Raw genomic sequence first — 13,579 nt, forward strand, 5'->3', positions numbered from 1 at the left:
CGACGGCGTTGGTACCGCCGGCCGGTGTGTCAGTCACGCACCAGCCATCGGCGCAGCTCGTCACCGGGTGCCCAGGTGGAGTGGGTTCCGCTGGAAACCCGTTCCGGCAGGGCAAGTTTGCACACCGGCCCGTCAGGGACCCGGGCCGCGTCGAACACCAGGCAGTAGGAGGCGGCGTCGTTCATGTCGGTGGTGATGGTGACCAGGTAGCCGTCGTCCTCGCCGGTGCTGCCTATCCGCGGTGCCATGGCGGTCTCGCTGCCGTACACCCCGTCTCCGAAGGCATAGCGTTGTTCGGATCCGGTGTGCAGGTCGTGGCGGACCAATCCGTCGAACAGGAACCAGCCCGGTTTCCCGGTGGCGGCATAGGCGTAGCGGTAGTCGCGCCCGACGTGACCGGGGTTGATCATGCCGAATTCCGTGATGCTGTCGGACAATTGCTCTTCGCGGGTCTGGCCGGTGACCAGGTTGAACCGCCAGCGGTGCAGCCTGGTCTGCATCTTGTCGAGCGCGAGGGCCGGTGTCGCGTCGCCCTGGAAGAACCCGTCGAGCACGATCTCGTCGCCGTCTTCGTAGGCGTTGGTGAAGTGCAGGACGTAGGTGGTGTCGGCTTCGAACCACTTGACGTCGCCGGCGGCACCGCGGCGGGGGAGCACCGCGAACCGGGACGGCAGGTCGCGGTGCAGCTTGGGCAGGTGCACGTTGCTCTCGAGGAATTTGGCATCCCAGAACAACGGAAAGTCGTTGAGAATCACGTAGTTTTCGGTGAATGCCATGTCGTGGGGCAGCCGGGGCCCGGGCAGCTCCACGTCGACGTAGTGCACCAGGCGGTTGTCGGCGTCCACCACGCCGTAGTGCATATAGGGTGCCTGCTTGCCGTAGTTGAAGAACAGCAGTTCACCGGTGGCATCGTCGGCCTTGGGATGGGCCGAAACGCCTTCGGCGGGGAAGCTGCCGCCCCAGTCCGACTTGCCAAGGGCATCGCCGGTGTACGGGTCGATGCGGTACAGGTCGCCGCACTGGTAGAAGCTGGTGAGCGCGACGCCTCGGTGCACGGTCACGTCTGTGCTGGAGGCGTCCTTCATCAGCGTGCGGGCACCCCAGCCGTGGTCGCGTTTGGCCAGTTCGATCGGCTCGGCGATGCCCGGCCACAGCGGCCCGCCGGCCTCGATTTCGGCCAGGAACCCGTCGGTACGGATGAACCTGTTGCGGTAGAACGTTTTTCCGTCGCGGAAGCCGACGATGTGCAGCATTCCGTCACCGTCGAACGGGTGGTAGGTCTGCAGCGCCGGATGCAGTGGGTTCTCGGTGTTGCGCAGGTAGACGCCGTCGAGGTCGGTCGGGATCTCGCCGTCGATGACCCGCAGGTCGTCGGAATCCCATTCGGTGGTCTGCGGACGCCACGCCCCGGTGCGGTAGGGGTGGTCGTCGTCCTCGGGCAGCGTGGACAGGTACTTGGCCACCACTTCGGTGTTCATTGCTGGGCTCCTCCCACGACGAAGCTGACGGTGGTGGCGGTGCTGCCGCCAAAGTTCAAGGTGCCGAAGGTCTTTGCGTCCTCGACCTGGTACGGCCCCGCGGTGGCGCTGACTTGCTTGGCGGCGTCGAGCAGCATCCGTACCCCGGAGGCGCCGACCGGGTGCCCGCCGCCGATCAGTCCGCCGCTGGGATTGATCGGCAGCCGCCCGCCGATCTCGATCTCACCGTTCTCGATGGCCTTCCAGGATTCGCCGGCGCCGGTGAGACCGATGTGGTCGATGGCCAGGTACTCGCTGGGGGTGAAGCAGTCGTGTACCTCGAATCCGTCGAGATCGTCGAGCGTCACCTCGGCGCGGCCGAAAGCATCCAGAACAGCGTTGCGCACATGCGGCAGTAGATACGGATCTGTCGCGCTGCGGTCGAGTTTCTGCCGCAGCCCCAGACCGACCGTGCGGTGGCCCCAGCCGTCGATGCGGGCGATGGGCCGGGCCTGTGGGTGGGCGCGCAGGTAGGTGTCGCTGACCAGCACCAGGCCCGCGCCGCCGTCGGTCATCTGGCTGCAGTCGAAGCGGCGCAGTCGCCCTTCCACCACCGGGTTACTGGTGTCGTCGGCCTCGATCGGGTCGGGGACCGTCCAGTCGCGGGTCTGCGCGTTGGGGTTGGCCTTGGCGTTGCGGAAGTTCAGCGCGGCGATGGCGTGCAGGTGCTCGGGGTCCAGCCCGTAGCGCTGGTCGTAGACATCGGCTACCTCGGAGAACATCGATGGCCACACGAACCTGGTGTCCTCGGCTTCATGGCCGGTCCACGCGGCGGCGCCGAGGTGTGCAGCGGCGGTATCGCCGGGCACCGTCTTCTCCAGTTCGACCCCGATGACCAGGGCGCTGTCGTAGGCGCCGGAGCGCAGGTCGGCGATTGCCGCGAGGGTCGCAACGCTGCCCGATGCGCACGCGGCCTCGTGCCGAGAGGCCGGGGTTTCCCACAGTTCGGGATGCACGGTGGCCGGCATGGCGCCGAGGTGGGCCTGACCGGCGAACAGGTCGCCGAAGGCATTTGCGACGTGGACGACGCCGATGCCGGTGGCGTCGATCCTGGCGCTGTTCAGGGTGTGGTCGACGACCTCGCGGGTGAGTCCGGCGAAGTCGACCTGTTCACGGCTGAGGTTGCGGGCGAAATCGCTCTGGTAGCCGCCGAGAATCCAGACATCCTCCATGGCGGCGACGCTACTACAACTAAGAGAGTGACTAAAGGGGGTCAACGAGAAAACGCCGTGGCAGGAATCGAGGTTTGGATTCCCGCCACGGCGTTATCCGTGGTTAAGCCGACTCAGTCGTCGCCGTGACCGTGGCCATGGCCGCGTCCGTGCCACCCGTCGCCGTACCACGGACGGACCCATCCGGGACCTTCGACGCAGGCCTGCACGTAGCCGTACGGCCCGGTCGCGCAGATGTCGGGACCGGCAGACGCCGGAGCGGCCGCGGCGACCGCCACGCCGACCGGCACCGCCAGCGTGCCCAGCCCGATTGCCGCGACCTTCTTCAGTTTCGAACGCATCTTTCTCGCCTCCGGGTTGTTAGCTGTGTACGAGCTCAAGACCCCCGTCTATAGATAACATTAGTGCATCTCACGATGTTCCTGGGAACCGCCTGGAATGCCACGGTGCAGCCAATTTGCTCTCATCGAAGCCTTCCCGGTCAGAGCGTTGAATTCATTTGCCAAGGGAAACAGGGTTCCGTGGCGTCGCTTCGGAGTGTTGCCAGCTGGTCCGTGTGACACGCGTGTCGGGTGGTGCGAAGGGTGCTGCCGACGAGTTTTGCCGGGACTGGCGGTCTGCATCCAAGGACCGAAAAACAGGAAGGGCAGGCATGGGAGAGCTCGACGGCAGGACGGCTTTCATCACCGGGGGAGCGCGTGGACAGGGGCGTGCGCATGCCCTCACGCTCGCGCGCGAAGGCGCCGACATCGTGATGTGCGATATCGCCGCGCCGGTCGAATCTGTCGACTATCCGTTGTCGACCCCGGCCGACCTGGAACAGACGTTGGAGGAGGTGTCCGCGCTGGGCCGACGCTGCCTGGCGGTGACCGCCGATGTTCGCGATCTGGCGGCCATGCAGTCGGTGGTGGATGCCGCAGTCTCTCGGTTCGGCCGTATCGATGTGGTGCTCGCCAATGCCGGGATCGCCAGCAACGACCCGATCGCAACCATGTCGCCGCAGCGCTGGCAGGCCATGATCGACATCAATCTGACCGGGGTGTTCAACACCTTGCGTGCGGTGTTGCCCCATCTGATCGAACGCCGGGCCGGACGCATTGTCGCGACGTCGTCGATCGTCGCGGGCACCGGCGCGACCAATTGCGGTCATTACGCGGCGGCCAAGGCGGGGGTGGTGGCACTGGTGAAATCGGTGGCGTACGAGGTTGCCGAGTACGGCATCACGGTGAACGCGGTGCTCCCGTCCGGGGTGAATACGCCGATGATCCACAACCCGGCGACGTACAAGGTGATCCGGCCCGACCTGGAGAACCCGGGCCCCGAGGACGTCGAGGAGATGTTCGCGCAGGGACGGCCCAGGCCCGGCCTGCTCGAGCCGCAGGATGTCGCCGATGCCGTGCTGTACCTGGTGTCGGATCGGGGTCGGCTGCAGACCGGGGAGTCGATGATCCTGTCGAACGGGCTGAACTGATACGCGGTACACCGTGATCCGGCACCGGGCGGGGGCTGCTGCCGTCCCGCCCGGCGCCGGCCAACGACTCAGCAGCCGCAGGTGCAGGAGGACGAAGCCTGTGCTTCCGTGTCCGCCTCATTCGTGCCCGCATCCGCAGACTCGGGACGCCAGTCGAACGGGAAGTGCTTGCTCGAGGCACCGGTGTGCTCGTGCGACCACTCGAAGCCCACGGCGTGGTCTTCCTTGACCACACCCCAGGTCGCGACCTGGCCCGGGCCGACCTCGGCGCCCGGCGCATTGGTGGTGGTCACCCGTCGGGTCGGGTCGGCCGTCGGGCCGGTCAGGGCCTCCACTTTGAGGTCGACCTTGCCGGGAATCTCGGCACGCCAGTAGGCAAGGTCGTCGGCGGCCTCGAAACTGATCGGGGCGTATTCGATGCCGCGCATCTCCTCGATCAGGCTGCCGAACTCGGCCGGCCAACCGCCTTCCTTGCCGGTGAAGATCCGCTCCAGCGCATCACGCTGGGCGGCGTCGCCCTTCTCATCGATGTAGAACATCAACTTCATCGTCGCGTTCGGATCGCCGATCCACATGTTGCCGGCGAACTCACCGAGGGCGATCACGCTGAGACCCGCCAAATCGGTGTCACCGTAATGGCCTTCGCGCACGTGCCACACCAGGGTGAACAGGCAATCGCCGTGCGTGGGCTCCTGGGCGAAGCTGCACGGGCAAGGCAACTTGCAGCTGCACACGTCGAACCATTCTCCGCGCAAATGCCAATCGACCTGCGTCGATGAAGTGGTCATCGATTCCGCTCCTTTCGTTGAATACCCCTGGGGGGTATATGACACGGCGAACGTAGCACCGCCGAAGACTGGAGCGCAAGTACCCCCTAGGGGTATTCTTTCGGCATGTTCACAAGGATGTGCATCGGTGCACTGGCGGTCGTTGCTTCCGTGTCGCTGGCATCGTGCAGCTCACCGGCCGAGTCGCCGTCGGCCACCTCCACTGGAGCCGCGGCCGCGAGCGTTGTACAGCATCGACTGGTCGGCCCTGATGAATTCTCCACTGCCATAGGCGAACCCGACCGCACGACGATCAACGTCCACGTGCCATTCGAAGGCGACATCGCCGGTACGGACCTGTCGATTCCGTTCGATCGGATCGCCGAGCAGGCTGATCAGCTGCCCACCGATCGCGGTGCCCCGATCGCGATCTACTGCCGAACCGGCCCCATGAGCGCGACTGCCGCCGAAGCGCTGAAATCGCTGGGCTACACCGATGTGGTCGAACTCAAGGGTGGGATGAGGGCCTGGCAGGCCAGTGGCCGGCCACTGGTCGACCACGCTCAACTCCCTCATCCAGGGAGTGTCAAGGATCAACCGACGTAGGTGTAAGGCATCAGCCGAAACGCTGTCACCCATCAACCGGAGACAAAACGTCAAGCATCACCCGAGGTCATACAAAAATTGAGAGTGCCCCCGGCAGGATTCGAACCTGCGACACCGGCAAGTCTGGAGCGCGTATTACAGGCGTCCCTGTTCGTCCATGAAAGTATTTGCGCAACAACGCGACTAGTCAAAGTTCGTCCAAGTGCGTCCATCCCGATTTAGCTAGATTTACCATCGTTTATGACAGGAAAGTGGCGAGAGGGCCAAGTTGGTTACCGGAGACAACTGCCGTCGTGGGCGGGCCGAGGGCCGCGCCGCGCAGCTGCGTGCGGTCAATCCCTACGCGGGCAAGTCGCTCGCGTTGGCCAAGCTGTGGGCCGCTGGGTGCTAGGACATGTTGCTCGAACGGTGGTACTCGACGCCGACCGCGCAGCGGTACCTTAGGAACCGCAGAGAGAGGTGGTGGCACGGTGAGCGCACTTGCTAGCGGCACGCTCGGTACCCGGGTCGTGACCGACCTCGACCAGCTCGCCCAGTCGCGTGCGTACTACTTGGAAACTTACGGGTACCGGATGCCTCTGCAGGATGCTGAACGCGCGGCCGGCCTTACCGAGGCTGACATTTGGGAGACGTGACGACCCGTCATCATGCGCCAGGGTGACGCTTAGGCCCACAGATTGAGCGGCCAGACTGTCTGAGGCTGAAGCGCCAACACCTGGATGGATGAATACCCAAGCAACAGCAACAGTCCGGCCAGGAACGAATACAGGGCCGGTCCGCGATTGCGGCAACGCCACAACGCGATGCCTGCGCCTGCAAGGGACAACACGAACCCGAAAACGAACGCGGTATTGACTGCCAGGGAGTAAAACCCAAGAGCTCCCAACAACATCGTCAAGACGGCGTACACGGCAATTCCAGCAGCGACACCGCCGACGAACCAGGCGGCTACGACTAAGGCCCGCTTCATCTTTGCCCCGTATTCGGCACAGCGATGGGTGGCAAGCCTGGCGGCACCACCGGTGGTCCCGTGTTCGGTACGACCCCGCGTGACTGCTGGATGTTGTCCGCCAGCCGATCAATGTACGGCTGCCAGTTCAAGTGCGCGACACCCGTATAACCCGCGCGCGCAAGCGCACCAGGCAGCCCAGAAGCGGTGCCTGGACCAGGGTCGGTGATGTGCGCGTTGACACCAAGATGGATTTCCCCGCCCTGTTCGAAGAAACGGAAGTGGATGGTGCTGCCTGGACCGTCCACGTGACCAGGAAGCGTGACGAACTCGATATTGATCTCGGAACCTGTCTTCTCCGCGTGGGTGACCTTCACGGGAAAGTTTGCGAGCTTCACGCCGGCCATCTTGATTTCGAGAGGTAGCTCGTCACCCACCTTCGGGAACTCTTTGGGTGCTCCTCCCATCGGGAAGTTGCAGTTAAAGCACCGGTGCAGCTCATTCCACACATCATCAACCGTAATCCCTTCGCCCGCACTCTTGCCGCCGGAGACCTTGAGATCGGTTGTCAGGTCCAAGTTGTACTCCCAGGGCTTCTCCGGCAGCGGGAAACGGGGAGACTCCGGCACCGAGCCGAAGCTGGCCACCTGGACAGACCCACCCTCGCCGTCACCGTCGAACCGGATTCCATCGAGCTCGGCGGCCTTCGCCTGCAAGCGATCACCGACGAGCTTGTCGGCCTGGACGAGATGCTCGGCGGTCCAGCGGATATCTTCGGCGTGCTCCTTCAAGGCCCTGTTCCGCGCGACGATCGTAGTGATGTCGTACTTGCGGCTGTCGGATACCGAGAGGTCCTCACCAACACGGAACCCGTCGTTCTCGGCTGCGCTGATCGCCTCCACGACTTTGTCCTTGGCAGCCGCGATGTCGTGGCCGCCGTTCTCGGCGAGGCCCGCAGCCTCACGTAGGACGCTGCTCTGGCGACCGACCACCGCGACGTCTGCGGTTACCCGGTCAAGCGCGGCGTCTTTGGCGCCACCCTCCCAGGCGGTACCGCCCGGTGCGGAGACGTTCTGCCGGTGTTGGTCGAAGGCGCCCTCGCTCGCGGCGGCCGCGGTCCGCCAGCTGCGGGCCGCGTCGGAGAGGTGCGAAGTACTCCACTCCTCGATTTCCGAGCGGGTAGGCAGCGGAGCGGGCGTGGCTGCGGGGCTCACACGGACACCGTGGTGATGGCGTCGTGGCCGTCGGTGTCGGTGGTGTCGTAGCGGGCGCTGCTCACCGAGAGGTCCTCGGTCTGGCCAGTCATGCGCGCCGACTGGCGGCTCTTCGCGGAGGTGAGCGCGGCGTTCATGGCGGCCACGCCGGCACCACTGGGCAGTGCGGAGGCGGCGGACGCTAAGGAGAAGCTAGCCAGGCCCGCTGCGACATCATCGCTGCTGGCAGCCGCTGCCTTAAGGCCCGCTGCATCCACATGTAGTTCGTTTGCCATGCCAACCCCCCACCCGGCCAACACACTGGTTGTGAGCGTACCTCGGCGTTGCTGAGCGCCGTGACGCCGACTGATGCCACGGCGTTCTCGGCCCGGGAACGGTCGGGGGCGGCTCGCTTCGTTAGACGCATGATCGGCGCATGACCGCCTACCTGTTGCGCCTGGCGGGCAAGCTGACGATCGTTGCCTTCTGGGGGCGCGGTGCCTACAGAGCGTGGAGGCAATCTTTTTCGAGACTGCGGACGCATTGCGAGCGCCAGTGCAGAATCCGCGCTATCGCATTCGGGTGGTCCCCATTGTGTCCACCTCTGAAGATAGAACAAACCGATGCCGGCGGTCTTCGATGCGAACTGCAAACTGTCGGGCGCGTCGGCGGCGATCTGCTTGATTGCCCGCTGAAGCCATATGGCGTCCTCGCCTCCGACCTCGATTGGTTCTGATCTATTCCAGCCGCGCGCGGAGATCTGCTTGTAGAGACTGCGCGCCTGGTCGCTATCGATGACACCAAGTCCCTGAAATCGCATGACCAGTGCCTTAATTGAGATACCCCAACGCTCTTTGGAGCTGTAGGAGCGACATTGACGCGACCGCCCCGATAACTCGTTTGCGGCACCGTCCTTGCGTTCCTCTGGCCTGAGGTGTCTGTTGCCGTGTCCATGGGGCAGGCTTTGACGGCGTATGAAAGGAGGCGATTGGCCATGACCACGTTTCGTGCAAGTGACATCGCGCGGTGGCTCATTGCGTGGGCGGAGAACGTCGACGCTGAGGTGTCGAACCTGAAGTTGCAAAAGCTCTCTACTACGCCCAGGGCCATCGGCTCGGTGAGACTGGGTATCCGCTGTTTGGTGACTCGATTCAGGCTTGGGCTCACGGGCCGGTGGTCGCTGAGGTATACCGCGCGTATAAGGACTTCGGGAAGAATCCAATCGACCCCGACGTCGCGCTGGGTGAAGCTTTCGACTGGGATGACTTCGCTGAGGTTTCGGATCTTCTCGGGGACGTGTGGGACCGCTGTGGGTCGTTGGCGGCGTGGGCGCTGCATGAGCGCGCTCATCGTGAGGCTCCGTGGAGGGACGCGTTCGACGGTGACGCGCATCAATTCCGGATCGCTGAGGAGGCGCAGCAGTATTACTTCTATCGGCGACCTCTTTGAGGTGCCCCGGATTCCCAGCGGCGAGGCAGGTTCGCAGCGCCGGACACAGCGGTCTAATGTCGGCACTCCTGCAAATGACTTGCGGGTAGTTCTACATTCGTACGGTGAGCTGGAACGAAGCGGCCGGTGTGGTGAGCCATGCCTTCGATGACTGGAAACAGACGGACGCAGAAATCAGGGCTTACCTGGAGACCTCACGCGCGTGGGTGGAGTCTGCGTACGCGGCGGCGGAGAAGGACGCCGATGAAGAGTTCTCGGCGTCCTTCGATCCCGATTTAGACGATCCTGGTTGGGGCCCCGTCGGGCTATACCTGGAAAAAGCGGGCGGGCTTTGGCCGAGTGATTTTTTCTGGATGCTCCGCTCGGGTGTGTTGCGTGATGCGGTGACGGCCTACGAGGTCTACTTGGAGAAGGCGGTCGAGGAGGTCTTGAAGCGATTGCGCTTCAAGACCGAAGGCGGCGAAATTCTCAGGCCGGTGGCGAGAGTGTCTCATAACCATTTGTCGCCATCGTGGATGACGCTGAAGCAGATCCACGAAGCCTTTGGCAGTACGGTCGATCCGGCCCCTGTCGAGTACGTGCGCGAACTGCGGCACTTCCTGTCGCATCAGCGAGGCGAATTGCGGAGCCGTGAGTTGCGTGACCGGTACTCACACGAGGGAGATCCCGATGATTGGCACGTGGGAGAGGCCTCGGTCTACGGTGACGTTCCGCTCAGTCACAACCGGCTACTGGCAATGATGGACGACCTTGGCGACGCGGTTCGGTCCGCAGATCCACCTATCTGGGGACACACGTGGGGACAGCAGCCGCTCCCTCATGGGTTCGCAAAACTGTGGGCGGATAAGCCAAAAGCCATCGTATTCGTTGCCGCGATGAGCCGATAGACCATGTGGTTACGAACGATGGATCACACGATGGCCTCTGCTTCCCCGTCGTCGTCTGGAACGTTGGGCCGGTGGTGCAACCGGCCCGTAGGGACCCTGTTTCGCTCTAGCCCTAGGGGTAAGCGAGGCCGTTGATGCCTCCCAATCCTTCAAGATCGACGGACGTGACATTTGCGGAGAATGTCAACCTTGTTCGAGCCAGACGGCGGTTTGACTCGGACCACCGATAGGGCTCGAGGTGGTGTGAAACCCTGGGGCGGTGTCTTCGGAGTTCTTGTCGCAGATTCGATGCGTGGCGTTCGACGTCGGCGAGACGTTGGTTGATGAGACTCGGATGTGGAGCGAACTTGCCCAGCGGTCAGGGGTAACGCCATTGGCCTTAGCCGGGGTGCTGGGAGCGTTAATCGCCACCGGGCGAGATCATCACGATCTATGGGATGTTCTTAGTGTCGGTCGCCCCGCGGTGGACTCGACCCGAGCCAGGGCGATCTATACCCCGATGCGCTGGAGTGCGTCGCAGCTGTGCGTCGTGTCGGTCTCATCGTTGGCGTCGTCGGTAACCAGCCGGCGAGCGTCGCGGAGATGCTTGCAGCGGCCAGGCTGGAGGCGGACTTCGTGGCTTCCTCGGCGGTGTGGGGTGTCTCCAAGCCAGATCCCGGGTTCTTCGTCCGGCTGATCGCCGAGGCGGACGTTCCTGCCGAGAGCATCTTGTATATCGGTGATCGGCTCGATAACGACATACTGCCTGCCCGGGCGGCTGGGATACGCACGGTGTTTGTGCGGCGCGGTCCGTGGGGATATATTCACGCCCTCAAAGATGAAGCGGCGCTTGCTGATATCCGGGTGGATTCTCTGCGAGAACTGGCAACATTGTTCGGCGCAGAGGGTGTTTGAGTGCACCGACATCGCACCGGCTCCTTGCGCGGTAACGGCAACGGATTGGCCATGGCGTGACGGACCGTGGTTCGGCTGGCTCGGTACTTGTCGGGCTTGCATCCGAACCGACAACCATCGGCTCGGGCGTCCCGGCGTATCGGCAAACAACTCCACACAGAGTCCCGTCGGGGCGCCACTAAAGTGGGCCTTTGTCGCCGAAAATGTTGCTCGGCGCCGGCACCAGGTCGTCGGTTGGATTCCCCCACCGGTGAAGCACTGCTCCTTTGGCGGTGGCAAACTCAAGTTCGATCCCGGCCACCTCGCCGGTGTCTGCACTCGGTACTCGCGTGTCCTCCAATTGGATCTGTTTGATCCGACCCCATCTGACCTTCTTGGAATGTGTCGCCCAGACGGTCTCGCCTTCCGAGACTGGGTGCTCTAGCGTCACGATAGCGACGCGGTCCTGCTTAAAGACGTCCATTACTGTCCCGACAGACACACTATCGCCCGTCTCTGCACTCAGCTCCAAGACGCGCGTAGCGAGGCTTGCGATCATGGCAAGCGCGACAACTTCGATGTAATCGATTTTGTCTAGCATGCTTTCCGGCGACAGGATTTCGTCGGGTATACCGCGGTGGGCAATCTCGTTCCGCCTGGAGACTAATTCCTTGAGCTCGGCGTCTAGTTCATCGGCGATCGCCTTACTAGTTGCGCCATTAAGGTTGGTCCATTTCGCAACAGCGTCAGAGGCGGCGACACCGGCTAGGAGGTCATCGACGGCCCACCTGAACATGTCTCCGAGCACCTGCCATCGCAGATTTGCGTTGTGGAGAGAGAGGATTTCGAGGCGGAGTTGGTACGGGACGTTCTCGTCGAGACACGATGCCAAGCTTTGTGCGACATCTAGTTCTGTGACATCTTGGTATCTGCCTGATCCGAGCGATTGTGAAAGTAGCGATGAAGCATTTGATACGTACCGCTTTCGTAACTTCTGCACTTCTTCTTTTGAGAGGTAAGCCGGGCTGGAAAGCAAGATTTCCGAGAATCGAAATGCAAGTCGTTCGGCGAAATTTTCGAATGAAGCATACAGGGTCGAAATACACGCGACATAACTAAATGTGCGCTCGTCAGCAGTCGATGGAGTCGAACTGGGTAGAGCCAAAAAGTTACGGATGCGTGTTAAATCGGCCGCCAACTCTTGGTAATAGACCAGCATATTCAGGCTTGGATCTGGGTTAACGCTGACTGAAGGGCCTCAAATGCGTAAAGATTACGGCGGTGAGCGTCTGAGGCGTTAGTTTTTCTTCCGCCGAAGGCGTCGGAGTTTTTCTCGTACATCTCGTTGATCGATCTGTTCAGCACATCTGGATGTTTCATGAGAATTTCTCGTTGTTCAGGCGTTAGTGCGGAACTGGAATACATAAGGGCGTCATACGCAATCTTGCTGAAATGGCGTGAGCGCGAGATTCCCCTTGGCTGAAAAGCGTTCGGCCCACCCACGGCGTACCAGAATTTGATATTTTCCGTAAACAGGCTTCGATACGCTTCTATCGTGGCGTTGTCAAAGGTGTTAGCCTTGAGAAGGAATTGATCAAGAAATTCCCTTATACGGTTCAAGCCTTGCGAGAAATTGCGAAGGTGGCGATAGGCGAAGAAGCGCAATACGAGTTCCACATCATCCATGGATTCGTACCATTTCCTGCCAATTGGTGTCCCCTTTCGAAGGTCTGGACTCTCATTTTCATCGTCGACGTCTCCGCCATCTTGCGTGGTGCCGGACGATTCTGGTACGTCAAAAGGAACACCAACCATTTCTTTAAACTCGGGCAATTCCGACAGCTCAATGCACAGAGAGTTGACCGGGCCATCGAATATTGCGTTCCGTGTCTCTTGCCCGCTCAGTTCGACGCCGCCGGAATTTAGCCGCTCAAAGACCAGTTTCTTTAGTAAGGCCGCCTGCTCGCCCGCGGCGGCCGTTTCGTTGAGCAGGATAATCGAAGATAAATATCGACGGTCAATCCCGTTCCTTATGGCCGTGGGCAGCGACTTATAGGTTCTACCGTTCAGTTCGGGCCAATGCTGAAGGCCTTCTAACACAAGCGAGTCAGAATAGAAATCCATAAGAGCGCTGAGGCGTTGCCGGCCGTCCATAACCTCGTATCGAGCAAGCTCGTTTTCGTACAGAAAGATTGGCGGAACTGGGACGTTCATAAGGAATGACTCGATCAGCCGTGATTTCCTTGTGGCATCCCACCGGTGCCTGCGCTGATATTCTGGGTCGCGGTTATATGTAAATTCGAACTCTCCCGACTCTGATTCGGTTTTCCGAGTCAACATTGAGTGGATTTGGTTCAGTGGATATCGAGCTTGCTCCGTAACAATGCGCACCCCATTACTGAGATAACGCGCGCTTAGCTCCGCATCGCTCGACTGCTCGAGCGTTTCCGGTTCCGACGCGGCGATCCTCTCACCAGGGAACAAATCAACATTCAGTGTTGAGTCATGGTCATCTGGCTCTGTCACGACGCTACCTTTCGTTACTGCCTGGATATTAGCTCGACAACCAGGGTGTGCCGTTGAACGGCCCCCACGTGGACTTAGGCGTACTGCAAATATGCGCGTAGGGATGCCTGGGAGCTCGTCACCGCCCATGTCCTTCGAGCTCGATGTCGGTCGGCGCATATATGCTTCG

14 protein-coding genes and 1 pseudogene are annotated in these 13,579 nt (G+C 61.9%); 7 read left to right on the forward strand and 8 right to left on the reverse strand.

From position 1 onward, the window contains the following. Positions 1-29 precede the first annotated feature (29 nt). The 3 genes from AB0I14_RS20220 to AB0I14_RS20230 all read right to left on the reverse strand — a co-directional run bounded on the left by AB0I14_RS20220 (position 30) and on the right by AB0I14_RS20230 (position 3,030). Positions 30-1,478, reverse strand: a complete 1,449-nt coding sequence (locus tag AB0I14_RS20220; protein ID WP_358025222.1) for a carotenoid oxygenase family protein — start codon at positions 1,476-1,478, stop codon at positions 30-32. Further along, complete coding sequence (locus tag AB0I14_RS20225) at positions 1,475-2,689, reverse strand: acetyl-CoA acetyltransferase (protein ID WP_358025224.1); 1,215 nt, start codon at positions 2,687-2,689, stop codon at positions 1,475-1,477. The genes AB0I14_RS20220 and AB0I14_RS20225 overlap by 4 nt, the downstream gene beginning before the upstream one ends. Positions 2,690-2,802: 113 nt before the next feature. Continuing rightward, positions 2,803-3,030, reverse strand: coding sequence for a hypothetical protein (locus tag AB0I14_RS20230; RefSeq protein WP_358025226.1), 228 nt, complete (start codon positions 3,028-3,030; stop codon positions 2,803-2,805). 311 nt (positions 3,031-3,341) lie between these two features. Between AB0I14_RS20230 and AB0I14_RS20235 the strand changes: the two genes are divergently transcribed. Beyond that, the gene (locus AB0I14_RS20235) at positions 3,342-4,160 is read left to right on the forward strand and encodes a mycofactocin-coupled SDR family oxidoreductase (protein WP_358025228.1); all 819 of its coding nucleotides are present in this window, start codon (positions 3,342-3,344) and stop codon (positions 4,158-4,160) included. A gap of 68 nt (positions 4,161-4,228) precedes the next feature. On the opposite strand, the gene AB0I14_RS20240 is transcribed toward AB0I14_RS20235, so the two are convergent. Continuing rightward, positions 4,229-4,948 carry a DUF1326 domain-containing protein gene (locus AB0I14_RS20240; protein WP_358025230.1) on the reverse strand — a complete coding sequence of 240 codons (720 nt, stop codon included), beginning with the start codon at positions 4,946-4,948 and terminating at the stop codon, positions 4,229-4,231. Positions 4,949-5,053: 105 nt separating this feature from the next. Here AB0I14_RS20240 and AB0I14_RS20245 point away from each other — a divergent pair, with 105 nt between their 5' ends. Together AB0I14_RS20245 and AB0I14_RS20250 are read left to right on the forward strand one after the other, a co-directional pair. Further along, positions 5,054-5,533 carry a rhodanese-like domain-containing protein gene (locus tag AB0I14_RS20245; protein WP_358025232.1) on the forward strand — a complete coding sequence of 160 codons (480 nt, stop codon included), beginning with the start codon at positions 5,054-5,056 and terminating at the stop codon, positions 5,531-5,533. Positions 5,534-6,003: 470 nt separating this feature from the next. Further along, a complete protein-coding gene (locus AB0I14_RS20250; protein ID WP_358025234.1) occupies positions 6,004-6,168 on the forward strand; it encodes a hypothetical protein in 165 nt (54 codons plus the stop codon). 331 nt (positions 6,169-6,499) lie between these two features. Here AB0I14_RS20250 and AB0I14_RS20255 read toward each other — a convergent pair whose 3' ends face one another. Continuing rightward, a complete protein-coding gene (locus tag AB0I14_RS20255; RefSeq protein WP_358025236.1) occupies positions 6,500-7,696 on the reverse strand; it encodes a hypothetical protein in 1,197 nt (398 codons plus the stop codon). Then, a complete protein-coding gene (locus AB0I14_RS20260) occupies positions 7,693-7,842 on the reverse strand; it encodes a hypothetical protein (RefSeq protein ID WP_358025238.1) in 150 nt (49 codons plus the stop codon). The genes AB0I14_RS20255 and AB0I14_RS20260 overlap by 4 nt, the downstream gene beginning before the upstream one ends. 269 nt (positions 7,843-8,111) lie before the next feature. Between AB0I14_RS20260 and AB0I14_RS20265 the strand changes: the two genes are divergently transcribed. The 4 genes and pseudogenes from AB0I14_RS20265 (at position 8,112) to AB0I14_RS20280 (ending at position 10,905) form a co-directional block, all read left to right on the forward strand. Beyond that, entirely contained in the window at positions 8,112-8,411 is a 300-nt protein-coding gene (locus tag AB0I14_RS20265) for a hypothetical protein (protein ID WP_358025240.1), read from the forward strand. A gap of 356 nt (positions 8,412-8,767) precedes the next feature. After that, positions 8,768-9,124 (forward strand): annotated as a pseudogene (locus AB0I14_RS20270) (type II toxin-antitoxin system antitoxin SocA domain-containing protein); the annotation flags it as partial. A 104-nt stretch (positions 9,125-9,228) separates the two neighbouring features. Beyond that, a complete protein-coding gene (locus AB0I14_RS20275) occupies positions 9,229-10,011 on the forward strand; it encodes a hypothetical protein (protein ID WP_358025242.1) in 783 nt (260 codons plus the stop codon). 522 nt (positions 10,012-10,533) lie between these two features. Beyond that, complete coding sequence (locus AB0I14_RS20280) at positions 10,534-10,905, forward strand: HAD family hydrolase (RefSeq protein WP_358025244.1); 372 nt, start codon at positions 10,534-10,536, stop codon at positions 10,903-10,905. 178 nt (positions 10,906-11,083) lie between these two features. Here the strand turns inward: AB0I14_RS20280 and AB0I14_RS20285 are convergent, their stop codons facing one another. Beyond that, the gene (locus AB0I14_RS20285; protein ID WP_358025246.1) at positions 11,084-12,103 is read right to left on the reverse strand and encodes a HEPN domain-containing protein; all 1,020 of its coding nucleotides are present in this window, start codon (positions 12,101-12,103) and stop codon (positions 11,084-11,086) included. A gap of 2 nt (positions 12,104-12,105) precedes the next feature. After that, on the reverse strand, positions 12,106-13,410 hold the full coding sequence (locus AB0I14_RS20290) for a DUF262 domain-containing protein (RefSeq protein ID WP_358025248.1): 1,305 nt from the start codon (positions 13,408-13,410) through the stop codon (positions 12,106-12,108). Between the last annotated feature and the right edge of the window lie 169 nt (positions 13,411-13,579).

This window comes from Mycobacterium sp. NPDC050441 (assembly GCF_040655355.1).
Taxonomy (GTDB): Bacteria; Actinomycetota; Actinomycetes; order Mycobacteriales; family Mycobacteriaceae; genus Mycobacterium.